The 22575-nt window shown below is 70.0% G+C and carries 20 protein-coding genes and 1 other RNA gene; 12 read left to right on the forward strand and 9 right to left on the reverse strand.

Features of this window, described 5'->3' with window-relative positions; translation table 11 throughout:
- Positions 1-144 precede the first annotated feature (144 nt).
- A complete protein-coding gene (locus C7444_RS06995) occupies positions 145-2667 on the forward strand; it encodes an EAL domain-containing protein (protein ID WP_170130656.1) in 2523 nt (840 codons plus the stop codon).
- A gap of 464 nt (positions 2668-3131) precedes the next feature.
- On the opposite strand, the gene C7444_RS19965 is transcribed toward C7444_RS06995, so the two are convergent.
- Together C7444_RS19965 and cadR are read right to left on the reverse strand one after the other, a co-directional pair.
- Positions 3132-3518 carry a hypothetical protein gene (locus C7444_RS19965; protein ID WP_146219357.1) on the reverse strand — a complete coding sequence of 129 codons (387 nt, stop codon included), beginning with the start codon at positions 3516-3518 and terminating at the stop codon, positions 3132-3134.
- A gap of 121 nt (positions 3519-3639) precedes the next feature.
- Entirely contained in the window at positions 3640-4083 is a 444-nt protein-coding gene (gene cadR / locus C7444_RS07000; RefSeq protein ID WP_110400134.1) for a Cd(II)/Pb(II)-responsive transcriptional regulator, read from the reverse strand.
- A 232-nt stretch (positions 4084-4315) separates the two neighbouring features.
- On the opposite strand from cadR, the gene C7444_RS07005 reads away from it, so the two are divergent.
- Genes C7444_RS07005 through C7444_RS07030 form a run of 6 tightly spaced genes read left to right on the forward strand, consistent with a single transcriptional unit; the run spans position 4316 to position 8951 of the window.
- Positions 4316-6430 carry a heavy metal translocating P-type ATPase gene (locus tag C7444_RS07005; RefSeq protein WP_110400301.1) on the forward strand — a complete coding sequence of 705 codons (2115 nt, stop codon included), beginning with the start codon at positions 4316-4318 and terminating at the stop codon, positions 6428-6430.
- Complete coding sequence (locus C7444_RS07010) at positions 6427-6786, forward strand: DUF3703 domain-containing protein (protein ID WP_245909434.1); 360 nt, start codon at positions 6427-6429, stop codon at positions 6784-6786. Before C7444_RS07005 ends, C7444_RS07010 begins: the two co-directional genes overlap by 4 nt.
- Complete coding sequence (lspA, locus tag C7444_RS07015) at positions 6783-7334, forward strand: signal peptidase II (RefSeq protein WP_245909435.1); 552 nt, start codon at positions 6783-6785, stop codon at positions 7332-7334. Before C7444_RS07010 ends, lspA begins: the two co-directional genes overlap by 4 nt.
- Before the next feature lie 44 nt (positions 7335-7378).
- The gene (locus C7444_RS07020; RefSeq protein ID WP_110400136.1) at positions 7379-7843 is read left to right on the forward strand and encodes a copper chaperone PCu(A)C; all 465 of its coding nucleotides are present in this window, start codon (positions 7379-7381) and stop codon (positions 7841-7843) included.
- On the forward strand, positions 7840-8298 hold the full coding sequence (locus C7444_RS07025; protein ID WP_110400137.1) for a disulfide bond formation protein B: 459 nt from the start codon (positions 7840-7842) through the stop codon (positions 8296-8298). Before C7444_RS07020 ends, C7444_RS07025 begins: the two co-directional genes overlap by 4 nt.
- The gene (locus C7444_RS07030; RefSeq protein WP_110400138.1) at positions 8295-8951 is read left to right on the forward strand and encodes a DsbA family protein; all 657 of its coding nucleotides are present in this window, start codon (positions 8295-8297) and stop codon (positions 8949-8951) included. The genes C7444_RS07025 and C7444_RS07030 overlap by 4 nt, the downstream gene beginning before the upstream one ends.
- Before the next feature lie 82 nt (positions 8952-9033).
- On the opposite strand, the gene C7444_RS20865 is transcribed toward C7444_RS07030, so the two are convergent.
- The 3 genes from C7444_RS20865 to ssb form a co-directional block, all read right to left on the reverse strand.
- Complete coding sequence (locus C7444_RS20865; RefSeq protein ID WP_310732622.1) at positions 9034-9168, reverse strand: hypothetical protein; 135 nt, start codon at positions 9166-9168, stop codon at positions 9034-9036.
- Positions 9169-9199: 31 nt separating this feature from the next.
- A complete protein-coding gene (locus C7444_RS20870; RefSeq protein ID WP_310732623.1) occupies positions 9200-9520 on the reverse strand; it encodes a hypothetical protein in 321 nt (106 codons plus the stop codon).
- A 481-nt stretch (positions 9521-10001) separates the two neighbouring features.
- Positions 10002-10535, reverse strand: coding sequence for a single-stranded DNA-binding protein (gene ssb, locus C7444_RS07040; protein ID WP_110400139.1), 534 nt, complete (start codon positions 10533-10535; stop codon positions 10002-10004).
- 253 nt (positions 10536-10788) lie between these two features.
- On the opposite strand from ssb, the gene recQ reads away from it, so the two are divergent.
- The 3 genes from recQ (at position 10789) to C7444_RS07055 (ending at position 15988) form a co-directional block, all read left to right on the forward strand.
- The gene (gene recQ, locus C7444_RS07045) at positions 10789-12708 is read left to right on the forward strand and encodes a DNA helicase RecQ (RefSeq protein WP_110400140.1); all 1920 of its coding nucleotides are present in this window, start codon (positions 10789-10791) and stop codon (positions 12706-12708) included.
- A gap of 139 nt (positions 12709-12847) precedes the next feature.
- Positions 12848-14761 carry a PhoX family protein gene (locus C7444_RS07050; protein WP_110400141.1) on the forward strand — a complete coding sequence of 638 codons (1914 nt, stop codon included), beginning with the start codon at positions 12848-12850 and terminating at the stop codon, positions 14759-14761.
- Positions 14762-14812: 51 nt separating this feature from the next.
- Positions 14813-15988: a patatin-like phospholipase family protein gene (locus C7444_RS07055; protein WP_110400142.1), complete on the forward strand. Its 1176-nt coding sequence runs from the start codon at positions 14813-14815 to the stop codon at positions 15986-15988.
- Here C7444_RS07055 and C7444_RS07060 read toward each other — a convergent pair.
- Genes C7444_RS07060 through fabI form a run of 4 tightly spaced genes read right to left on the reverse strand, consistent with a single transcriptional unit; the run spans position 15976 to position 21361 of the window.
- The gene (locus C7444_RS07060) at positions 15976-17817 is read right to left on the reverse strand and encodes an alpha/beta fold hydrolase (RefSeq protein ID WP_245909436.1); all 1842 of its coding nucleotides are present in this window, start codon (positions 17815-17817) and stop codon (positions 15976-15978) included. The two genes, C7444_RS07055 and C7444_RS07060, sit on opposite strands and share 13 nt — an antisense overlap.
- Positions 17818-17856: 39 nt before the next feature.
- Positions 17857-19113, reverse strand: a complete 1257-nt coding sequence (locus tag C7444_RS07065; RefSeq protein ID WP_110400143.1) for an acetate/propionate family kinase — start codon at positions 19111-19113, stop codon at positions 17857-17859.
- Positions 19110-20537 (reverse strand): bifunctional enoyl-CoA hydratase/phosphate acetyltransferase, encoded by a 1428-nt coding sequence (locus tag C7444_RS07070; RefSeq protein ID WP_110400144.1) that lies wholly within the window; start codon positions 20535-20537, stop codon positions 19110-19112. Before C7444_RS07070 ends, C7444_RS07065 begins: the two co-directional genes overlap by 4 nt.
- 50 nt (positions 20538-20587) lie before the next feature.
- Complete coding sequence (gene fabI, locus C7444_RS07075) at positions 20588-21361, reverse strand: enoyl-ACP reductase FabI (RefSeq protein ID WP_110400145.1); 774 nt, start codon at positions 21359-21361, stop codon at positions 20588-20590.
- Between the two features lie 263 nt (positions 21362-21624).
- Here fabI and C7444_RS07080 point away from each other — a divergent pair, with 263 nt between their 5' ends.
- Together C7444_RS07080 and rnpB are read left to right on the forward strand one after the other, a co-directional pair.
- Entirely contained in the window at positions 21625-22083 is a 459-nt protein-coding gene (locus tag C7444_RS07080; protein WP_110400146.1) for a hypothetical protein, read from the forward strand.
- A 46-nt stretch (positions 22084-22129) separates the two neighbouring features.
- An RNA gene (rnpB, locus tag C7444_RS07085) (RNase P RNA component class A) lies at positions 22130-22484 on the forward strand.
- Positions 22485-22575: the final 91 nt, after the last annotated feature.

Below are 22575 nucleotides of genomic sequence, written 5' to 3' on the forward strand. Positions count from 1 at the left end.
CGTGAAGCTTTTGCCAGAATGATCAGATTTGAGGGCCGATCCCGTACCAGATGTGAAGAACTTGACGATCATCCGGGACGGCCGTGCCCCGGCGGGTGCAGGTTCCGTCGTCCCCATGATCCCCTCAGAGAGCAGAGCGCCATCTTGAAGTCCCTGATCGGCATCCTGATCGCTCTGCTGGCCTGGCTGGTGTCACCGGGGGTGGCCGCCCAGGACCTGATCCTCGAACGGGCCATGCTCGAGGACGTGGCCGGCACGCTGACGATCGAGCAGGTGAGCCAGCTCGAGTTCCAGCCGGTGGCCCGCTCGCTCAGCCGCGGCTACACCGACTCGGTCCACTGGCTGCGCCTGACGGTGCGGGCTCCGCAGCAGGGCCGCGAGGTGGTGCTGCGCATCTATCCGCCCAACCTCGACGAGGTCCGCCTGTTCGAGGCCGGCCCCTGGGGATGGCAGACCCGCGTCACCGGCGATCGCCATCCTTATGTCGATCGGGACCAGCCCGCCATCGCCCTGGGGTTCGTGGTCCACGTGAGCGAGCCGCAGGTGACCTACTACCTGCGGCTGAAGACCACCAGCATCTCCTGGCTCAACGTCGAAGCCCTGATGCCGCAGGCGGCCCAGCGACTGGAGCGCCAGGTCGACCTGATCGAGGACGTGTTCATCGCCCTGATGCTCTGGACGCTGGTGTGGGCCTTCCACCACTGGCTGCTGCATCGCGAGCGGCTGGTCGGGCTGCTGGCGCTCAGCCAGGCGCTGTTCATCCTCTATGACATGGCGCTGATGGGCTATCTGGCGCCGTTCATGCCGACCGGCCATCCCGAGTGGGCCGACATGGCGACCAATGTGCTCGTCTGCGCCTGGCAGCTCCCCTGCCTGCTCTTCACCCGTGCGCTGTTCCAGCGTTATGCGCCGCCGCCCGCGCTGATGCGCGGCTTCGACCTGCTGATGCTCGTCTTCCCGGTGCTGATGCTGCTGATGGCGCTGGGCTTCACGCGGATCGCCCTGCAGGCGAACTACCTGCTGTTCATCGCCGCGCGGGCGTATTTCCTGCTCGTGTCGCTGACCCTGCGGGAGGAGGGCATGCCGAGCCGGCGCTTCCTGCGCACCCTGCATGTCGTGCTGGCCCTGGTGGTCGCGGTGCTGATCGCCTCGCACATCGGCTGGCTCGACGACGCCAGTGACGGGCTGCGCTACGTGCTGGTCCTGGTGGTCTACGCCACCGTCAACAGCCTCATGCTGATCGTCCTGGTGCATGCCCGGCTGAAGGCGCTGCACCACGAGGCCCGGCAGTCGTCGGTGGACCTGGCCCTGTCGCAGCAGGCCCTGGCGCTGGAGCGCGCCCACAAGGAAGAGGCCCGCTACCTGGCCTACACCGATCACCTGACCGGCCTGGCCAACCGGCGCCACTTCGTCGAGCAGGCGGGCCTGGCCATCCAGCGCGCGCTGCACGAGCGCCGGCCGCTGGCCCTGCTGATGATCGACCTGGACCACTTCAAGGCGCTCAACGACACCCTGGGCCATGCGGCCGGCGATGTCGTGCTGCAGGGCGTGGCCCGGCGCCTGCGGGACACGCTGCACCGGCAGGACCTGGTCGGGCGCATCGGCGGCGAGGAGTTCGCCGTCGTGCTGATGGACACCGACGCGGAGCAGGCCGCGGTTCGTTCCCAGGCGCTGCGCCGTGCCGTCGCGGACACGCCATTCGACTTCCAGGAGGCCGCCCACGGCATCCACGCCACGATCTCGCTCGGGCTGACCCTGCTGAAGGGCCGGCCGGTCGATCTGGGCTGCCTGCTCAAGGAGGCCGACCACGCCTTGTACATCGCCAAGGCCAGCGGGCGCGACGCCCTGAAGGTGCATGACGACGAACTGGGCCAGCGCGCGCAGCTGCGCGCGCAGATCACCCACGAGCTGGCCTCGGCCCTGGAGAGGGGCGAGCTCAGCCTGCACTACCAGCCCGTCTTCGGCGCCGATGGCCGCCAGCCGGTCTGTGCCGAGGCCCTGCTGCGCTGGCAGCATCCCCGCCTGGGGCTGGTGCCGCCGCAGGCCTTCGTCGACGTGGCCGAGGACACCGGGCTGATCGTGCCCATCGGGGCCTGGGTGCTGCAGCAGGCCTGCCGGGACGCGATGACCTGGTCGGCGCCGCTCCAGGTCGCCGTCAACCTGTCGGTGCGCCAGCTGCACAGCCGCGGCATCGTCGACGACGTGCGCCAGGCCCTGGCGCTGAGCGGGCTGCCGGCCCACCGCCTGGAGCTGGAGGTGACCGAATCGGCGCTGGCCCAGGAGGCCGCCGCGGCCGATGCGCTCGATGCGCTGCGTGAGCTCGGGGTCGGGCTGGCGCTGGACGACTTCGGCACCGGGTTCTCGTCGCTGGCCTATCTGCAGCGTTTCCGCTTCGACCGCCTCAAGATCGACCGCGCCTTCGTGCTGCCGCTGCAGCAGCTCGAGAACAGCGCCCCGGTGGCGCTGGTGCGTGCCGTCATCGAGCTGGCCCGGGCACTGGACCTGGCCTGCACCGCCGAGGGCATCGAGAACGCCGGCCAGCTCAAAGTGCTGTGCGAGCTGGGCTGCAGCGCGCTGCAGGGCTTCCACCTGGCCCGGCCGATGGCGGATGCGGCGCTGCGCGACTTCCTGGCCGGCCGGCACGATCCGGTCGGCACGCCGACCTGAGGCGAGTGGCCGCAGTCATCCCGCACTCCACCTCCGTGGTGCTGACCGCGCAGCTCTTCGGCGCCAGCACGCTGGGCGCAGCACACCCCCTGGCGCTCAGCCTGGCCTGGCCCTGCTGACGGGCCACCTCTGCGGCGCCCAGTCTCACGTGGTCGGCCTCGTCTGGAACCGCCGCTTCGTCGCCACCACCTTCCTGATGTCGGTGGCGGTGGTGCTGGGGGCGTATCTGCTGGGGTTCTAGGGGGAGGGGCGGGAGCCCTGCGCGAAGGGCGCCGGTGCTCCTCGGCCATTGCCGCGGCGAGGATGGGTGTGGGAATCGCCCCATTGCGGTCCTTCGCCGCATTTGCATGAGCGACGGCAAAGCAGCATTCGCCGTCAGTCAAGCTGATCGTCCAAAGCGGCCGCTTCCGGCCATTACCTGATGCTGGTCCCGATCCCAGACAGCCGACAGTCGATCCGCAGTTTCAGCGACGATTCGACGGGTTGCGGCCGGCACACACGACTAAAAGCTTGCCTGCATTGCCCGACGGGGCGAGTTGATTCACATCGACGGAATTCCGATCGAGTGCGTCGAGGTCCACGAAAACTGCATCGCACCATTGCGGAATGTGGCTATCCCCGTAGGCGACGTTGAGCCTGTCGGTGGACACAAGGTCCACGACGCGGACTTGCGCACCCTGGGCCGCCAGCTGTTCATCGAGCGACTGGTCGTTCAGAAAGGTATTGCGGATCGAGGCGATGCCAGCGAGGGGGTCACGCAAAAAAGCGGCGAGCACATCGTTGCGGAGTCGGAGGGTCGATTGGATGTTCAGTCCTATCGAGGTGAAGTGGATGCCCAGAGCAGCGGGCAACCGATTTCCACTCCGGCATCGAAAGTGACTGTAGAAACCGCACGCCAACAGCCATCGAACGGGACCATGACAGCTTCATCAGGTTCGCCGCGGGACGAACCTTGCTCGCGACAGAAGGGGCTCAGTGCGTACCGCGGATGTGGCGGAGCGGAGGCGCCGTGGCGGATTGGGCGGCCGCGGTGTTGAGTTCGCTCAGGATGCCGCACTGCTCCATCGCGTGCGGCGTACCGCACCTCGCGCGCAGCGCCTTCAGATCCTTGTGCAGCGTCCGCAGCTCACGGATGCGATGGGTGACGTGCTCGATGTGCTCGTCGAGCAGTGCGTTGACCTCGCCGCAATCCTGCAAGGGCGCATCGCGCAGCCGCAGCAGCGTCCGGATCTCGTCCAGCGTCATGTCAAGGTTGCGGCAGTGGCGGATGAACGCCAGCCTCTCGGCATGGCCGGCCGTGTACACGCGGTAGTTGTTGTCGGCGCGCTGCGCCGCCGGGATCAGGCCTTCGCGCTCGTAGAACCGGATGGTCTCGACCGAGGTGCCGGTCGATTCGGCCAAGTCGCCGATGCGCATGAACGTTTCCTTGGCGTGTCTGGGGACTTGACTCTACACCGACTTCAGGGTTTTCAATGGCGGCCATGAGTCAAGGAAAACACCCGTGAGCACCCCCCACACCCACGCCCCTTCCGCTGCTGCCGGCGCGCCCACCGACACCTGCGGCGCCTGCGATGGGCCGGCCTGTGCCACGCCGGTGTCGCCGGGCGCCGCCGCGCCTGCCGGCTGGGCCCGGTACCGCGTGCCGACGATGGACTGCGCCAGCGAGGAGTCGGAGATCCGGCACGCGGTCGCGCACATCGCCGACATCCGCGCGATGACGTTTCAACTCGGGCAGCGCACGATGGCCATCGATGCCCCGATGGCTTCTGTCGAGCAGGCCATCGCCGCGATCCGCAAGGCTGGCTTCGACCCGCAGCCGGTGCCGGAGAAGGGCGCCGTCTCGACGAGCGACACGGAAGCCGGATCGGAGGATCACGACCATGACGCCGTGTCGGAAGGAGCGTGGCGGCTCGGTGGCGCCCTGCTGCTGGCCCTGGGCGCAGAGGTGCTCGGCTTCTTCGCCCCGGACACGCAGGTCTGGAAGGCTGCGGGGCTTGCACTGTCGGCCGCAGCGATCTGGCTGGCGGGCTTCGACGTCTACCAGAAGGGTCTGACGGCGTTGTGCTGCGGGCGGTTGAACATCAATGCCCTGATGACCGTGGCCGTCACGGGCGCGTTCGTCATCGGTCAATGGCCCGAGGCGGCCATGGTGATGGCGCTGTACGCCATCGCCGAAGCGATCGAGGCACGTGCGGTCGATCGCGCCCGAAACGCGATCAAGGGCCTGCTCGCCATGGCGCCGGAGGTGGCCTCGATGCGCCAGGCCGACGGCAGCTGGGTGACGATGCCGGTGGCGTCGGTAGCACTCGGCGCCATTGTCCGTGTGCGCCCCGGCGAACGCGTGCCGATGGACGGCGTGGTCTCCGCCGGGAACTCCAGCATCAACCAGGCGCCGGTGACCGGCGAGAGCATCCCGGTCGACAAGGCGCTCGGCGACCCGGTGTTCGCGGGGACGATCAACGAGACCGGCACATTCGAGTTCGAGGTGAGTGCGCTGGCCTCGAACTCGACGCTCGCGCGCATCATCCACGCGGTGGAGGAAGCGCAGGGCACGCGCGCGCCCACGCAGGGCTTCGTCGATCGCTTCGCTGCCCTCTACACACCGGCGGTCTTCGTCATCGCGCTAGCTGTGGCGCTGCTCGGACCCTGGCTGCTCGAATGGACCTGGATGCAAGCGGTCTACAAGGCACTGGTGCTGCTGGTCATTGCCTGCCCCTGCGCTCTGGTGATCTCGACCCCGGTGACGATCGTCAGCGGTTTGGCCGCCGCCGCTCGGCGCGGCATTCTCATCAAGGGCGGGATCTATCTGGAGGAGGCGCGCAAGCTCAAGGCCATCGCGCTGGACAAGACCGGCACGATCACCGAGGGCAAGCCCAAGCTGGTAGCCTGGGAGGCATTCGGTCCGGGGACCGATGCCGCCGCCGCCGAACACATTGCTGCGGTGCTGGCAGGGCACTCCGACCATCCGGTCTCGCGTGCCATCGCTGCGGGCCTGGGGTCCAACAGCGTCGAAGCGAAGGACTTCAAGGCTATCGCCGGTCGAGGTGTCCAGGCCGAGATCGGCGGTACCGTCTACGTGCTGGGCAACCATCGGCTGATCGAGGAGCGGGGCCAATGCTCCCCGGCGCTCGAGGCCACGCTGCGTACGCACGAGGAAGCGGGCCGCACGGTCAGCCTGCTGGCCTCCGAAACAGGCCCCATCGCCTTGTTCGCTGTCGCCGACACGATCAAAGTCTCGTCCCGAGAGGCGGTCGCGTCGTTGAAGGCCCTTGGCATCACGCCGGTGATGTTGACCGGCGACAACCAGGCCACGGCCACGGCCATCGCGCACGAGGCGGGCATTGACGAAGCGCACGGGAATCTGCTGCCCGAGGACAAACTCGAAGCGATCAAGGCTTTGCAGGCAAAACATGGCCTGACCGCGATGACCGGCGACGGCATCAACGATGCGCCGGCGCTGGCACAGGCCGACATCGGCGTGGCGATGGGGGCCGCCGGCACCGACACCGCGATGGAAGCGGCGGACGTGGTGGTGATGAACGATGACCTGCGCCGCATTGCAGAAACGGTACGGCTGTCGCGGACCACGCACGCCGTGCTGTGGCAGAACATCACGCTGGCGCTGGGCATCAAGGCGGTGTTCCTGGTCATGGCTGTGTTCGGCAACGCCTCGATGTGGATGGCGGTGTTCGCCGACATGGGCGCCAGCTTGCTGGTCGTGCTGAACGGCCTGCGCTTGTTGAAGAAGGGGGAGCGCAAGTGACGACGACAGGATCAAGGCGGATCGAGGCCTTCGAGTCCGCGATGTCCGAGGCTGCCCGGCACCTCGCCACCGGTGACGCCAAGAGCGCTTTCGCCTGCCTTGAGCGGGCGCATGTGCTCGGGCAACTCGATTTCGTGCCGCACCTGCGCGTGCACTGGCGGATGCTGCGGGTCGGCTGGGCCGCAGGCGACCGACGCGAGGTGGCGGGCCAGTTGATGCGCATCGCACTGGTGCCGGTCGGCCATCTGGTCGGGCGACTGCCGGTTGGCAACACGGGCGGTGCGAACGTCAGCGCGTTCAAGCCGATGGCCATCCCGCCCGATCTCGAGCGGCTGATCGAGAATTGCGACCGATGACGCCCGTATCCGTCGGCCTTGTGGAACCAGGCGCGGTGACCGCCGCATCGCGCGGCCGCTGGTGGCTGCTGATGGGCGTCGCTGGCTTGCTCCTCGTTCTGGACCAGGGCGTCAAGTGGGTGGTCGCCGCGAATCTGCCCCTGGGCGATGTCCTCACCGTCACCGCCTGGTTCAATCTGGTCCATGTCCTCAATCCCGGCGCGTCGTTCTCATTCCTCGCCGACGCGGGCGGCTGGCAGCGCCACGCGTTGACCGCGTTCGGCGCGGCCGTCAGCGTTGCGCTCGCCGTGCTGCTGTGGCGCGGCGTTCGCAGCCGACTCGAAACGGCCGCCTACGTCGGCCTGATTGGCGGTGCGCTCGGCAACGTCGTCGACCGGCTGCGTATCGGTGCCGTGGTCGACTACCTCGACCTGCATTGGCGCGGCATGCACTGGCCCGCATTCAATCTGGCGGACATCGTCATCGTAGGCAGCGCGGTACTGCTCGTGCTGGCCTCGTTCGGAACTGAAACCGCCGCGCGCGGGACCGATCGAGGAGACGGGACGTGAATCCACAAGCCCAACGTGCGAGTCTTCTGTCGAGAATGAGAACGATGAACTTCCCAGGTCCGAAAAGCATCCTGGCCCGCTACGGCTTGGCGGCGCTGCTGGCTGTTGGCGCGGCGTCGGCCGTCCATGCGCAGGTGCGGGTCGACCGCGCCTGGGTACGTGCCACCGTGCCGAACCAGTCAGCCACCGGCACCTTCATGCGTCTGACCGCCCAGAAGGATGTGGTGCTGACGGGAGCGCACTCCCCAGCCGCGGGCATCGCAGAAGTGCACTTAATGTCGATGGACAACGGCATCATGCGGATGCGCGCGGCCGAGCGTGTGCCTTTGAAAGCCGGCCAGACGATCGAACTGAAGTCGGGTGGCCTGCACATCATGATGATGGACTTGAAAAAGCAGATCAAGACGGGGGACAGCGTGCCCTTGACCCTCTCGTTCGCGGCGGCCGACGGTACCCTGTCGAGGGTCGAGGCGAGCGCGACGGCGGGCTTCGCGCCTCCGACACGATGAGCACGGAACGCTCCGCAGCACCGCACGGCGATGACTCGTCGGCTACGTTCTGGACCCCGTTGTTCCTGGCTTGGCTACTGGCGTTGCTGGCCGCCGCCGGTGCCTTGTTTCTGGGCGAGGTGATGGGCAAGCCGCCCTGCGTGTTGTGTTGGTACCAGCGCATCGCGATGTTCCCGCTGGTGCTGGTGCTCGGCATGGGCCTGCTCTCTTCGGACGCGCGCAGCGTGCGCTACGCCATGCCGCTGGCCGGCGTGGGATGGGGTATCGCCGCCTACCATCTGCTGGTCTTCTGGGGGGTGGTGTCCGAAGGGCTCGTGCCTTGCGGCAAGGGATCGTCCTGCGCTGACGCCGATGTCCAAGTGGCGGGCATGGTACCGATTCCTTTGCTGTCGCTCGCGGCGTTCACGGGGATCCTGGTTGCGTTGTGGATGGCTAGAAGGAGAGCAAAGGCATGAGCAAGAAGTGGATCGTTTTGGGAACCGTCGTGGCGGTGGTTCTTGCCTTCGTGGCCGGCGTCGCGGTCTTCACGAACCGCTCGAATCAAGAGGTGAAGCAGGCGGCCCGGGCGAACAGTGATGCGCTGGTCAGACCTCACTCCCCGGTCTTCGGCAATCCGGCGGCGAAGACGACGATCGTCGAGTTTGTCGACCCGTCGTGCGAAACCTGCCGGGCCTTCCATCCGATCGTCAAGCGCATGGTCAGCGCGAGCTTCGGCCAGGTCAGGCTCGTGATGCGTTATGCGCCGCTGCATCAAGGATCCGACAAGGCAGTCAAGATCCTTGAGGCGGCACGTCTGCAGGGCAAGTACTGGGAGGTGCTGGAGCGGGCACTGGCCACTCAGTCGCAGTGGGCCGCGCATGATCGTCCCCAGCCCGAGATGATCTGGAATCTCATCAGTGACATGGGTCTCGACATGGCAAAGGCCAGGGCGGATGCCAATGGGCCGGCCATCGACCAGCTGCTGCGGCAGGACATCGCCGACATGCAGACCCTGAAGGTGGATCGGACCCCCGGGTTCTTCGTCAACGGCACGCCGCTGCGCGACTTCGGAGAGGCTCAGTTGAGGGCGCTCGTCGAGCAGGAACTCAAGAAGGCTGGCGCTCCGTGAACGGGCGCCGGCTCAAGGACTGATCGGCATCCGGATGCGAAGGCTCGGTGGCTGCCTTGGACCGCCAAGCGCTTAGGCCGCGCTACTTGGCCGGGGCGGGCGGTTGGATCATCCACATCTGATGCCACATCATCTGCTGCATCAGCAGGTGCTGATCCAGCATGCATTGGCGCTGCCGAAGTTGCTCCGGCGTCAAGCCTGAGTAGTAGTCGCGCATGTGGCCCCAGCCCATCATGGAGACGGGCCCATCATGCCCTTGCCTCCGCCGCCGCAGCAGCCAGCGCCGCCGTTTCCCCACATGCCGTGCATGACCGACATCGCCCCTGCATCGACGCCCAGTGCTCCTCCAGCAGGCGCTGACGTTCCTGCGGATCTTGTGTCTTGGCGATCTTGTCCATCTGCGCCTGCATCGCCTGCATGTGCTCGCGCGCCTGCGCGAGTTGCTTGTCGAACTCCGCCGGGTTCGGGGGCTGGGAGCTGAGACTGCGCAGCCTTGTCTCCCGGCTTGGCAAGGCGATGTAAAAAATCATAGTGCTCGCTGCGTCGACTTTCCAGTTGAGCCGGGTCAAGCGCGTCGCTGTGCGCATTCAAGCTGCGCGCGGTGGCTGCCAGCAAGCAGTCGCCAGCGCGCGAACGACTCCGGCACCATGTCGCCGGCCGGCGCTCCTACGCGTCCGACGGGCGTGTCGGGAGCATGAAGCGCACGGTGGGTTTTGTCGCCGCTGGTGTCCACGGTCGCGAACGTCCGTTCAGTGGATTAGTGAGTTTCTGGTGCGGGTCGCAAGCCGCCGGACACCACGTTGGTTGCCAGCGACCGCAACCAGTCTTGATCTGCCGTTCAGGCTGCTGGATTCAGGGCTGCTCCCAGCCGATGGCCGTCCGTCCGCCAGACCCTACCGGGTTATCCACGTTGTGGATGGTTTGGCCACATGATCCAGCTTCCCGGTGCTTCAAAGGGACCTGAAATGGCAACCCGCAAGCTCGCCCACAACAAAAAAGGCCCCAGGTGACCAGCGCCTGGGGCTCTTGCTTGACCGATCCTGGGTCGGGTTAGAACGGGATGTCGTCGTCCATGTCGTCGAAGCCGGTCGACGAGCGGGGGGCGGGGGCCGGGGCGGACGGGGCGGGGCGGGCCATCGGGGCGCGGGGGGCCGGGGCGGCTGCGCGCGGGGCGGGGGCGCGGCTGGTGTAGCCGGCGGGTTCGCCGCCGCCCATGTCGTCGCCGGCACCACCACCACCGCCGCCGCCTTCACGGCCGCCCAGCAGCTGCATCTGGTCGCCGACGATCTCGGTGGTGTAGACGTCCTTGCCGTCCTTGTCCTGCCACTTGCGGGTCTTCAGGCGGCCTTCGATGTAGACGGGGCGGCCCTTGCGCAGGTATTCGCCGGCGATCTCGGCCAGGCGGTCGTACAGCACGACGCGGTGCCATTCGGTCTCTTCCTGGCGCTCGCCGGAGTCCTTGCTTTTCCAGTTCCGGGTGGTGGCGACCGAGACGTTGCAGACGGCGGCTCCGCTGGGGGTGTAGCGGACTTCCGGGTCGCGCCCGAGGTTGCCGATGAGGATGACTTTGTTGACGGAGGCCATGAGGGTCCGCTCCTGAAACGAGACGAGAAGAAGGGGCGCGGCGCTCGGTCCGGGGCCGGCCTGGAACAGGCGGTGCCGGCGACGCGTGAGGCGGCCGATTGTGCCGCATGGCCGCCCGCCCGGCCACCGCCCTTCGGAGGGGGCGGGGTGGATCCGGTCGGCCTCCATCGCCCGCAAGGGGGGCCGATGGGGGGCCGATGGGGGATGGGCCGCGTGAACCGGCCGGCGCTGGCTTACCATCGCGACGCCCCCTATGAGCACCGCCAACCCACCCCGAACCGCCGCCGTCGCCTCGACCGACGCCCTTCACGTGCTGCAGGAAGTCTTCGGCTATCCGGCTTTCCGGGGGCTGCAGGCCGGCATCATCGACCGGGTCGTCGCCGGCGGGGACGCGCTGGTGCTGATGCCCACCGGCGCGGGCAAGAGCCTGTGCTACCAGGTGCCGGCCATCGTGCGCCACCGGGCGGGGCAGGGGGTGGCGGTGGTGGTCAGCCCGCTGATCGCGCTGATGCAGGACCAGGTCGGGGCGCTCGACGAGGTGGGGGTGCAGGCGGCCTTCCTGAACTCGACGCTCAGCCTGGAGCAGGCCCAGCACATCGAGCGCGAGCTGCTGGCCGGCCGGCTGACCATGCTGTATGCGGCCCCGGAGCGGCTGACCACGCCCCGCTTCATGGCGATGCTGAGCTCGCTGCACGAGCGCGGCCAGCTGTCGCTGTTCGCGATCGACGAGGCGCACTGCGTCAGCCAGTGGGGCCATGACTTCCGCGAGGAGTACCTGCAGCTGTCGGTGCTGCACGAGCAGTTCCCGGACGTGCCGCGGGTGGCGCTGACGGCCACGGCCGACGACCACACGCGCGCCGACATCATCGAGCGGCTGCAGCTGCAGGACGCCGAGCTGTTCATCAGCAGCTTCGACCGGCCCAACATCCGCTACACCATCGTCGAGAAGGACAACCCGCGCCACCAGCTGCTGCGTTTCGTGCGCGACGAGCACGAGGGCGACGCCGGCATCGTCTACTGCGGCAGCCGCAAGAAGGTGGAGGAGACCGCCGACTGGCTCAGCGCCGAAGGGGTGCCCGCGCTGCCCTACCACGCCGGCCTGGACGCCGAGGTGCGGCGCCGCCACCAGGACCGCTTCCTGCGCGAGGACGGGCTGGTGATGGTGGCCACGGTCGCCTTCGGCATGGGCATCGACAAGCCCGACGTGCGTTTCGTGGCCCACCTCGACCTGCCCAAGAACATCGAAGGCTATTACCAGGAGACCGGCCGGGCCGGCCGCGACGGCCAGAGCGCGGACGCCTGGATGGCCTATGGCCTGGCCGACGTGGTCAACCAGCGCCGCATGATCGACGAGAGCCCGGCCGGCGACGAGTTCAAGCGGGTGCAGCGCGGCAAGCTCGACGCGCTGCTGGCGCTGGCCGAGGCGCACACCTGCCGCCGCGTGCGCCTGCTCGACTACTTCGGCGAGACCAGCCGGCCCTGCGGCAACTGCGACAACTGCCTGAACCCGCCGGCGGTCTGGGACGCCACCGACGCGTCGCGCAAGCTGCTCAGCTGCATCTACCGCTTCGCCCAGCAGGGCCGGGAGAAGGGCGGGGCCCGCAGCTTCGGCGCCGGCCACCTGATCGACGTGCTGCGTGGCAAGGCCTCCGACAAGGTGGAGCAGTACGGCCACCGCCAGCTCAGCACCTTCGGCGTCGGTGCCGACCTGAGCGAGTCGCAGTGGCGCGCGGTGCTGCGCCAGCTGATCTCGCTGGGCCACGTGGTCAGCGAGGGCGAATACAACACGCTGGCGCTGACCGACAGCGCCCGCCTGGTGCTGCGCGGCGAGATCCACCTGCAGATGAAGGTGGCGAGCGAGCCTTCGCCGCGCAGCCGCCGCGGGGCGCGCGGCAGCAGCGCGGGCAGCGGGGCGCCGCGGGTGCCCAAGGCGGTGCCGTCCGACCTCAGCGCCCACCAGGTGGGTCGCTTCGAGGCGCTGCGGGCCTGGCGGGCCGAGGTGGCGCGCGAGCACAACGTGCCGGCCTACATCGTCTTCAACGATGCGGCGCTGGTCGAGATGGCCCGCCAGCAGCCGTCGACGCTGGTCGAGCTCGGCGGCATCAGCGGCGTGGGGGCCAAGAAGCTCGAGGCCTACGGGCTGGCGATCCTGCGGGTGCTCGACGACGAGTGAGTCGGCGGGCGGGGCCGGGGCGGGCTGTCGTGCCCGCGCGTCGGTCGGGGCGGTTTTCACGGTTCTGTCATCGCCGCTGCTGACCATGCGGCGGTTGCGGACCGTGTTCCGCTGATCCGACCCCGCAGGAGTGCGCCCGATGGCCAAGGACTTTTCGAAGATGGAAGACAGCAACCGCTCTTCCAACCCCAGCATCCACGACCTGTCGGACCCGGCGCGCCGGGTGCTGCTGCGCGGCGGCCTGGGCACCCTGCTGGGCGGGCTGTTCGCGCCGCTGGGCGTGGCGGGCCTGGCCGGCTGCGCGACGGTCGGCGGCGGCTCGTCGCTGCTGGGCTTCGGCAGCGTGCCGGTGTCCACCGCCGATGCGGTGAGCGTGCCCGAGGGCTACGTGGCCGAGGTCATCGCCGCCTGGGGCGAGCCGGTCGGCCTGTCGGGCGACATGCCCGCCTTCAAGTGGGACGCGAGCAACACCGCGGCCGAGCAGGCGGCGCAGCTGGGCATGCACCACGACGGCATCCACTTCTACGCGCAGGGCCCGGACAGCGGCCTGCTGGTGATGAACCACGAGTACGTGGACGACGGGCTGCTGCACCCCGACGGCATGAAGACCTGGACGGCCGAGAAGGTCAGGAAGTCGCAGGCGGCGCACGGCGTCTCGGTCATCGAGGTCGAGCGCAAGGACGGGCGCTGGCAGCAGGTGCTGCCGTCGCCCTGGGCACGGCGCATCACCGCGACCACGCCGATGACGGTGCAGGGCCCGGCCGCCGGCCACGCGCTGCTGCGCACCGCGGCCGACCCCAAGGGCACCCAGGTGCTGGGCACGTTCAACAACTGCGCCAGCGGCATCACGCCCTGGGGCACCTACCTGACCTGCGAAGAGAACTTCATCAACTATTTCAACGGCCCCGAGAAGCCGTCGGCGCACGAGAAGCGCTGGGGCCTGAAGAAGGTCGATGCCACGATGTACCGCTGGCACGAGTTCGACGAGCGCTTCGACGCGGTCCGGCATCCCAACGAGATCAACCGCCATGGCTGGGTGGTCGAGATCGATCCGTTCAACCCGAGCTCCACGCCGGTCAAGCGCACGGCCATGGGCCGCGCGGCGCACGAAGGCGCGACGGTGGCGGTGACGGCCGACGGCCGGGCCGTGGTCTACATGGGCGAGGACTCGCGCTTCGAGTACATCTACAAGTTCGTCAGCCGCGACCGCATCCAGCCGGGCGGCGCGCGCGCCAACGCCACGCTGCTGGACCACGGCACCCTGTACGTGGCCAGGTTCAACGCCGACGGCAGCGGCGACTGGCTGGCGCTGGTGCACGGCCAGGGCCCGCTGACCGCGGCCAACGGCTTCGCCGACCAGGGCGAGGTGGTGGTCAAGACCCGCCAGGCCAGCGACCTGCTGGGCGCCACGAAGATGGACCGGCCCGAGTGGATCACCGTCGACCGCAACGGCTGGGTCTACTGCACGCTGACCAACAACAGCAACCGCGGCGGCGACCAGCAGCCGGGCGTGGATGCCGCCAACCCGCGCCGCAACAACACCATGGGCCACATCATCCGCTGGAAGGAGGCGGGTGGTTTCGAGCAGGCGGCCTTCCAGTGGAAGCACTTCGTGCTGGCCGGGGACCCGGCCAACGAGCGGGCCGAGGCCAAGGGAGCCGTCCACGGCGACGCCTTCGCCTGCCCGGACGGCCTGTGGACCGACGCACGCGGCGTGGTGTGGATCCAGACCGACATGTCCACCTCGGCGATGGGCAAGGGGGACCTGGCACGCCTGGGCAACAACATGATGCTGGCGGCGGACCCGTCCACCGGCGAGGTGCGGCGTTTCCTGGTCGGCCCGGCCGGGTGCGAGATCACCGGGGCGACGGCCACGCCCGATGGCCGCACGATGTTCGTCGACATCCAGCACCCGGGCGAGAGCCCGAGCGAGCGCAGCGATCCGGCCGCCCCGACGAAGATCTCCAACTGGCCGCACCACCGCGCCGGCGGGCGGCCGCGTTCGGCGACCGTGGTGATCCGCCGACGCGACGGGGGCGTGATCGGGACCTGAGCCCTGCCACGCTGGGGTATGGTCCGGACACGTCCACCCGACCCACCGGCCATGCCCACCCGACGCTCGACCGCTCCTGCCACCCCGCCTGCCCCGTCGCTTTCCGACCCGCTTTCCGACTCGCCTGCCGACCCGACCCGCCCCCCGGCCCCCGCCGCCGCGCCCGTCCGCCCGCCCATCGACCTGGCGCTGCAGGGCGGCGGCTCGCACGGGGCCTACACCTGGGGCGTGCTCGACGCGCTGCTCGAGGACGACACGCTGGCGCTCGACGGGGTCTCCGGCACCAGCGCCGGGGCGCTGAACGCGGCCGTGCTGGCCACCGGGTACGCCCGGGGCGGCGCGACCGGTGCGCGCCAGGCGCTGCGCCGGCTGTGGGAGGACATCGGCCGCAGCGGCGCGTGTTTCGGCGGGCTGCCGGCCGGCCCGCTGCCGGCGGTGCCCGAGGCGCTGCAGCCCTGGGTGTTCAACCCCGGGCGCTGGCCGGCCTACCAGTGGCTGGAGGCCTGGGGGCGGATGTTCAGCCCTTACCAGACCAATCCGGGCGGGCAGAACCTGCTGCGCCCGCTGCTCGAGCGCCACGTCGAGATCGACGCGCTGCGCCAGGGCCCGCTGTCGGTGTTCATCACGGCCACGGCGGTGCAGACCGGCCACGCCCGGGTGTTCACCCGCGAGGACGTGTCGATCGACGCGCTGCTGGCGTCGGCCTGCCTGCCGCAGTCCAGCCAGGCGGTGCAGATCGATGGCGAGCCCTACTGGGACGGCGGTTTTGCCGGCAACCCGGCGCTGTGGCCGCTGATCTACGGCACGCCGGCGCTGGACGTCGTGCTGGTCCAGATCAACCCGCAGTTCCGGGCCGGCACGCCACGCACGGTCACCGAGATCGACGACCGCCTCAACGAGATCACCTTCAACGCCAGCCTGGTCAGCGAGCTGCGCGCGATCGCCTTCGTGCGCCGGCTGGTCGAGCAGGAGCGGCTGGACCCGACCCGCTACAAGGCGCTGCGCATGCACCGCATCGCCGACGAGGCGGGGCTGGCGCCCTTCGACGCCTCGAGCAAGCTCAACACCGATCCGCGCCTGCTGACCACGCTGTTCGAGCTGGGCCGGGCCGCCGCGGCCCGCTGGCTGGTCGAGGACCGGCCGCAGGTCGGGGTGCGCCCGACGCTGGACATCGAGCGCGTGTTCCTGCAGGCGCCGACGACGCCGCCCGGCATTCAGTCGAAGTGACGCTCGTGCACGTAGGCGCCCGGGGCGGCCCCCAGGCCCTCGCCGGGCTGCCGCGAGGCGGCCTCGACCCGCACGCCGCTGCCCTGCTGCAGCAGCCAGGCGTGCCAGGCTTCCCACCATGAACCTGCGGTGAGCGGGGCGTCCTGCACCCAGCGCTCGGCCGCCACCCACGGGGCGTCCGCGCCGGTGGTGAGCAGGCGGTAGTGCCGGCCCGGGTGGCCGGGCTCGCTGACGATGCCGGCGTTGTGGCCGCCGCTGGTCAGCACGAAGGTCAGCGCCGTCTCGGTCAGCCGGTGGATCTTGTAGACCGACTTCCACGGCGACACGTGGTCCTTCTCGGTGCCGACGCAGAACATCGGCCAGCGCATGTCCGACAGCGACACCGGCTGGTCCTCGACCTCGTAGCGGCCCTCGGCCAGCGCGTTGGCGAGGTAGCACTGGCGCAGGTACTCGCTGTGCATGCGCGCGGGCATGCGGGTCACGTCGGCGTTCCAGGCCATCAGGTCGTTGGGCTGGACCCGCTCGCCGAGCAGGTACTCGCGCATGCGGGTCGACCAGAACAGCTCGCGCGAATGCAGGAACTGGAAGGAGCCGGCCATCTGGCGGCCGGTCAGGAAACCGCGCTGGGCCATCAGCGCCTCGATCATGCGCACCTGCGCCTCGTCGATCAGCACGCCCATCTCGCCGGGCTCGCTGAAGTCGGTCTCGGCGGCCAGCAGCGAGACGCTGGCCAGCGGCGCCAGCCGGTCGGCGTCGCGGACCCGCTGCGCCCGGGCCAGGGCGGCGGCGGCCATCGACAGCAGCGTGCCGCCCAGGCAGTAGCCGCCGGCGTGCACCGGCCGGCCGGGGATCAGCCGGGCGATGGTCTTGAGCGCGTCGAACACGCCCAGCTGCAGGTAGTCGTTGAGCGCGGTGCCGGCATCGGCCTCGGTCGGGTTGTGCCAGCTCAGGATGAAGACGGTGTGGCCCTGCTCGACCAGCCAGCGCACCAGCGAGTTGTGCGGGCTGAGGTCGAGGATGTAGTACTTCATGATCCACGACGGCACGAGCAGGATCGGCTCGGCGTGCACCTCGGCCGTCCGGGGCTGGTACTGGATCAGCTCGGCCAGGCGGTTGCGCATCACCACCGTGCCGGGCGTGATCGCGACGTCCGTGCCGGGCTGCCAGGCGTGGTCCTGCGGCTGCAGCGCCGCCAGGCCATGGTCCTCGCGCCAGTCGTCCAGCGCGTTGCGCGCGCCGGCCATCAGGTTGGCGCCCAGCTGCTGCACGGTGGTGCTGGTGACTTCCGGGTTGATCGGCAGGTTGCTCGGGCTGAGCATGTCCAGCCACTGCTGGGCGAAGACCCGCACCATCTCGCTGTGGTGCGGCGTCATGCCGTCGATCCTCGTGGCGTCCTGCCACCAGCGGCCGGCCTGCAGATAGGCCTGCACCACGCCGGGCCACGGCCACTGCTGCCAGGCGGGGGCGGCAAAACGCGGGTCCGCGGCCGGCGCGGCCGGTGCGGCGGAAGGCGCCCCCGTGGCGGGCGCGTGTCCGTCATCGGTGCCCAGGCCGTCCAGGCTGGCGCCGAACCAGTCCATCGCCCCGGCCTGGGCCTGGGCGGCCAGCCGCAGCGCCTGGGCCGGCTGGAACATCAGGTGCTGGGCCCAGTCCTGCATCGCCAGACCCAGCGACACGGGCGACAGCCCCGAGCTCAGCCGGGCGATGCCGGCCAGCAGCGCCTGGTCGAAGGCCCGCGCGGCGGCCGCCCCGTCCCGGGCACGTGCTTCCGGCGGGATCGCCGGCCGGGCCGAGTGGGGATGCTGGTACTGCATGGCGTGATGGAACATGGACACTCCAGGAAAGAATGGCTGGCGGGCCGATCGCGGTCATGCCGTGCGGGCCGCGCCGTCGCGGGCGTCGAGCAGCGCCCAGGCGGCCTGGGCGGCGACCCGGCCTTCGTCGGTGGGCACGACCCACACCTCGACCGCGCTGCCCGGGCCGTGGATGGGCTCGATGCGGTCGCCGCGGGCGGCCTGGTTGGCCGCCTCGTCGAGCTGCACGCCGAGGTGGACCAGGCCATGGGCCAGCTCGGCCCGGATCCGCGCATCGTGCTCGCCGATGCCGCCGGTGCAGGCCAGCAGGTCCAGCCCGCCCAGCACCGTCGTCAGGCCGCCGGCCTCGCGCCGCAGCCGGTAGACGAAGACCTCGATCGCCCGCCGTGCCGCCACGTCGCCGGCGTCGGCCAGCCGGTGCAGCTCGCGCATGTCGGCCGATCGGCCGGACACCCCGAGCAGGCCGCTGTCGCGGTAGAGCAGCCGCTCGACCTCGGCCAGGCTCCAGCCCTGGCGCCACAGGTGCAGCAGCACGCCGGCGTCCAGCGTGCCGCAGCGGGTGCCCATGACCAGGCCGTCCAGCGCCGAGAAGCCCATCGACGTGGCGATGCTGCGTCCGCCGCGGGCGGCGCACAGGCTGGCGCCGTTGCCCAGGTGGGCCATCAGCACCCGGCCCTGGCTGCGGATCGGGCTGGTGTGCAGCAGCGAGTGCATCACGAAGTCGTAGGACAGGCCGTGGAAGCCGTAGCGGCGCACGCCCTGCTCGTGCAGCGACTCGGGCAGCGCGAACCGGTGCTCGACCTCGGGCATGCCGGCGTGGAAGGCGGTGTCGAAGCAGCCGACCTGCAGCAGCGCCGGCTCCCGCCGGCGCAGGGCCCGCACCCCCGCCAGGTTGTGCGGCTGGTGCAGCGGGGCCAGCGGCTCCAGCGTCGCCAGCTCGGCCAGCACCGCGTCCGTCAGCACCACCGGGGCCCGGAAGTTCGGGCCGCCATGCACGATGCGGTGCGCCACGGCGGCCACCGCCACGCCGGGCGCGGCGTGCTGCACGTGCTGCAGCATCGCGTCGAGCGCCAGCGCGTAGCGGTCGTGCTCGTCGGCCGGGCTGTCGAGCACCCGGACCGGCCCGTCGGCCGGGCACAGGCGCAGCTGGCCCCCCGGCTGCAGGCCCTCGAGCTGGCCCGCGGCCAGGGCGGCGCTGGCCGCGGCGTGATCGGCCTCGCCTCCCGGGCCGACCGGCGCCTCATGCGGGTAGAGCGCGAACTTCAGCGACGACGAGCCCGCATTGACCACCAGGACGGCACGGTCGCTCATGGCCGCTCCGTGCGCCAGGCCAGGGCCAGCCGGGCGGCCAGCGCGGCCGAGGCCAGGCGCGAGGCCTCGCTGTCGGCCCTGCTGGTCAGCGCGATCGGCACCCGCGCGCCCAGCACGATGCCGCAGCCGGCGGCGCCGGCCAGGTACTCGAGCTGCTTGGCCAGCATGTTGCCGGCCTCCAGGTCGGGCACGACGAGGATGTCCACGTCACCGGCCACCGGCGACTGGATGCCCTTGATGCGGGCGGCCTCGGCCGAGATCGCGTTGTCGAAGGCGAGCGGCCCGTCCAGCACCGCTCCGGCGATCTGGCCCCGATCGGCCATCTTGCAGAGCGCGGCGGCGTCGAGCGTCGAGTTCATCGTCGGCGTCACGGTCTCGACCGCGGCCAGCAGCGCGACCTTGGGTGCGGCGATGCCCAGCGTGTGCGCCAGCGCGACCGCGTTGCGCACGATGTCGGCCTTGTCGGCCAGCGACGGGGTGATGTTGATCGCCGCGTCGGTGATCAGCACCGGCTTCGGGTAGGCCGGGATGTCGAAGCGGAAGACGTGCGACATGCGCTGCTTGGTGCGCAGCGCGGGCGTGGCGATCACCGCGTGCATCAGCTCGTCGGTGTGCAGGCTGCCCTTCATCAGCACCTCGACCTGGCCGGCGGCGGCCAGCTCCACCGCGCGCTGGGCGGCGGCGTGGCTGTGCTCGACCGACTCGATGTGCACGCCGGCCAGGTCCAGCCCGAGGCTGTCGGCCAGCGAGCGGATGCGCGCCTGCGGGCCGATCAGCCACGGCGTGATCAGCCCCAGGCGCCCGGCGGCCAGCGCGCCGGCCAGCGAGGTCGCGTCGCAGGGGTGCACGACCCCGCAGATCACCGGCGGCGCGCCGGCCAGCAGCGTGCGCATCTCGCCGCCCCACTGGTCGATCCAGGCGGCCAGGCGGGCGGCGGGGTCGAACAGGTGCAGCTCCGGCATCGTGGTGCGCGGGCGCACGATCTTCTCGCGCGGCGCCCGCACCAGGGCCTCGCCGCTGACCACCAGCGCGCCGGTCTGGTTGTGCACCTCGCAGTCCAGCGTCAGCTGGTGCCGGGTCTCGTTGCGGTCGCTGACCCGGACCTTCACGGTCAGCGTGTCGCCCGCGCGCACCGGCAGGTGGAAATGCAGCACCTGACCTTCGTAGATCGTGCCCGGCCCCGGGAAGCGGGTGCCCAGCAGGCTGGAGATCAGCGCGCCGGCCCACATGCCGTGTGCGATGGTGCCGTGGAAGCGGCTGGCGTTGGCGTACTCGATGTCGACATGGGCCGGGTTGACGTCGCCGGAGACGATCGCGAAGGCCTGGATGTCGGCCTGGGTGATGGTGCGCACCATCGTGGCGCTGGACCCCACGGGCAGCTCGTCCCAGGTGAGGTTGCTGATCATCGAATCTTGGGTGCTCATCGTGGTCTCGGTGGCAGGCAGGAAAAGGGGCAGGGTGGGGAGGGGGCTCGTCAGCGCACGGCGTGGAAGCCGCCGTCGACGTAGAGCGTCTGGCCGCTCATGCCGGCGCCACCGGGGCCGGCGAGGAATGCGACCAGCGCGCCGACCTCGTCGAGCGTCACCAGCCGGCGCAGCGGCGACTGCTCGCAGGCCCGCGCCATCAGCGCGTCGAAGTCCTGGATGCCGGAGGCCGCGCGCGTGGGCATCGGCCCGGGCGAGACCGCATGGACCCGCACGCCCTGCGGCCCCATCTCGAGCGCGAGGTAACGCACCATCGACTCCAGCGCGGCCTTGACCGGACCCATCAGCCCGTAGTTCGGGACCGCCTCGTCGGCGCCCAGGTAGGTCATCGTCACCAGCGTGCCCTGGCCGGCCAGGTGCGGCTCGCACAGCCGTGCCAGCTCGGCCAGCGAGTGGCAGGACACCGTCATGGCGCGGGCGAAGCCGGCGGCGGTGCTGTCGATGACCCGGCCGTGCAGTTCGGCCAGCGGTGCCCAGGCGATCGAGTGCACGACGAAGTCCAGGCCGCCGAGCCGCTCGACGGCCTGCTGCACCAGCGCGGCGAGCTCACCCTCGGACTCGACGTTGCAGTTGAGCAGCGGCGCGTCGATCGACTGCGCCAGCGGCTCGACGAAGGGGCGGGCCTTGTCGTTGAGGCAGGACAGCACCAGCGAGGCCCCCTGCGCATGCGCCACCCGGGCGCAGCCCCAGGCGATGCTGTGCTCGTTGGCCACGCCGAGGATCAGCCCCCGGCGGCCGGACAGGGGGAGTGAAGAAGAGGACATGAGCGGTTTTCCCTGGAACGATTGGAGGAGCGCCATCAGCATTCCGTGTGGGCATGACCATGCCATGACGCGGTGCAGCAATGATGATGTACATCAAGTCGGCCGGTGATCCCCGACACCCTGCACCCTGCGCGGTCTTGTCGCCGTGCAGGGCGGCGCATGCGGGCCGGGGCCGGGCCGCGTGCGGCCTCGCCGGCTGCCTATGATGGCGTCCCGCGCGCCATGGGGCGCGCCTGTCCATCGATCCGATGGGAGGAATCACGATGAGCATCCCTGTGTCTGCCCTGGTCGCGGTTGCCGCGATCGCCCTGTCCGCCTGCGGCACCGTCTCCGACAAGCTCGCCGGCAAGGGCGCGAGCGCCGAGCCGGCCGCCGCCTCGAGCGCCAGCCCCTACGGCCCGGCGCGGCTGGTCAAGTCGCGTGACGGCCGCTTCGACGGCGAGGTGTTCGGTCAGGCCTCGGCCGGCGGCAAGTTCGCCAAGGTCCAGATCGGCATGGAGTTCAGCGAGGTCACGAACCTGATCGGCGCGCCGGCCAACATGTCGCGCTACGAGACCGGCAAGCGCTGGATCCCGTTCTACTACGGCAACGACGTGCAGCGCATGCAGACCCTCTACAAGGGCGACGGCTGCCTGGTCTTCACCGGGGGCAACCACTGGGGCGGCGGTGGCAACGAGCTGATCGCGATCTATCACGACGCCGCGGGCAAGTGCTTCGAGTGAGGCCGCGGTCCTGAGGCCCGCGCCGTCCGTGTGACAATGCGCGGGTGAAGCAAGCCAGACCGCCGCTGGTGCAATTCCGCAAGGACGGGGCGCAAGCCCCCGGGTCGAAAGGCCGCACTGGAGGAAGGTCCGGACTGCACAGGGCAGCGTAGGAGGTAACACCTCTCCGCCGTGAGGCGAGGATCAGAGCAACAGAGACGAGCCGATTCAGTTCGGGTGAAACGGGCAATCTCTACGCGCAGCAACACCAAATAGGCACACATTGACCTGGCCCGGGGAGTGTGCGGGTAGGTGGCATCGAGCCGTTCTGGTGACAGGCGGCCCAGAGGAATGGCGGTCACGCCGGGCATCCTTCGGGATTCCCCGGTGCACAGAATCCGGCCTACCGGCTTGCTTCACACTTTATTCATCCATCGTTTTGACCCGGTCGCCGGCCGACCGGCGTGCCGGAGGTGTTCCCTGTCTGCGTCCCGTGCTGCCCATCTGGATACC

The sequence above is a fragment of the Sphaerotilus hippei genome (genome assembly GCF_003201595.1).
Taxonomy (GTDB): Bacteria; Pseudomonadota; Gammaproteobacteria; order Burkholderiales; family Burkholderiaceae_C; genus Sphaerotilus; species Sphaerotilus hippei.

Coding starts and splice junctions, on each gene's coding strand:
- C7444_RS07050 (WP_110400141.1), top strand. CDS start 12,848: ATGGCCAAGGACTTTTCGAAGATGGAAGACAGCAACCGCTCTTCCAAC.
- recQ (WP_110400140.1), top strand. CDS start 10,789: ATGAGCACCGCCAACCCACCCCGAACCGCCGCCGTCGCCTCGACCGAC.
- C7444_RS07070 (WP_110400144.1), bottom strand. CDS start 20,537: ATGAGCACCCAAGATTCGATGATCAGCAACCTCACCTGGGACGAGCTG.
- C7444_RS07025 (WP_110400137.1), top strand. CDS start 7,840: ATGAGCACGGAACGCTCCGCAGCACCGCACGGCGATGACTCGTCGGCT.
- cadR (WP_110400134.1), bottom strand. CDS start 4,083: ATGCGCATCGGCGACTTGGCCGAATCGACCGGCACCTCGGTCGAGACC.
- lspA (WP_245909435.1), top strand. CDS start 6,783: ATGACGCCCGTATCCGTCGGCCTTGTGGAACCAGGCGCGGTGACCGCC.
- C7444_RS07055 (WP_110400142.1), top strand. CDS start 14,813: ATGCCCACCCGACGCTCGACCGCTCCTGCCACCCCGCCTGCCCCGTCG.
- C7444_RS07065 (WP_110400143.1), bottom strand. CDS start 19,113: ATGAGCGACCGTGCCGTCCTGGTGGTCAATGCGGGCTCGTCGTCGCTG.
- C7444_RS07060 (WP_245909436.1), bottom strand. CDS start 17,817: ATGTTCCATCACGCCATGCAGTACCAGCATCCCCACTCGGCCCGGCCG.
- fabI (WP_110400145.1), bottom strand. CDS start 21,361: ATGTCCTCTTCTTCACTCCCCCTGTCCGGCCGCCGGGGGCTGATCCTC.
- C7444_RS07005 (WP_110400301.1), top strand. CDS start 4,316: ATGGACTGCGCCAGCGAGGAGTCGGAGATCCGGCACGCGGTCGCGCAC.
- C7444_RS07080 (WP_110400146.1), top strand. CDS start 21,625: ATGAGCATCCCTGTGTCTGCCCTGGTCGCGGTTGCCGCGATCGCCCTG.
- ssb (WP_110400139.1), bottom strand. CDS start 10,535: ATGGCCTCCGTCAACAAAGTCATCCTCATCGGCAACCTCGGGCGCGAC.
- C7444_RS07030 (WP_110400138.1), top strand. CDS start 8,295: ATGAGCAAGAAGTGGATCGTTTTGGGAACCGTCGTGGCGGTGGTTCTT.
- C7444_RS07020 (WP_110400136.1), top strand. CDS start 7,379: ATGAACTTCCCAGGTCCGAAAAGCATCCTGGCCCGCTACGGCTTGGCG.
- C7444_RS20865 (WP_310732622.1), bottom strand. CDS start 9,168: ATGCGCGACTACTACTCAGGCTTGACGCCGGAGCAACTTCGGCAGCGC.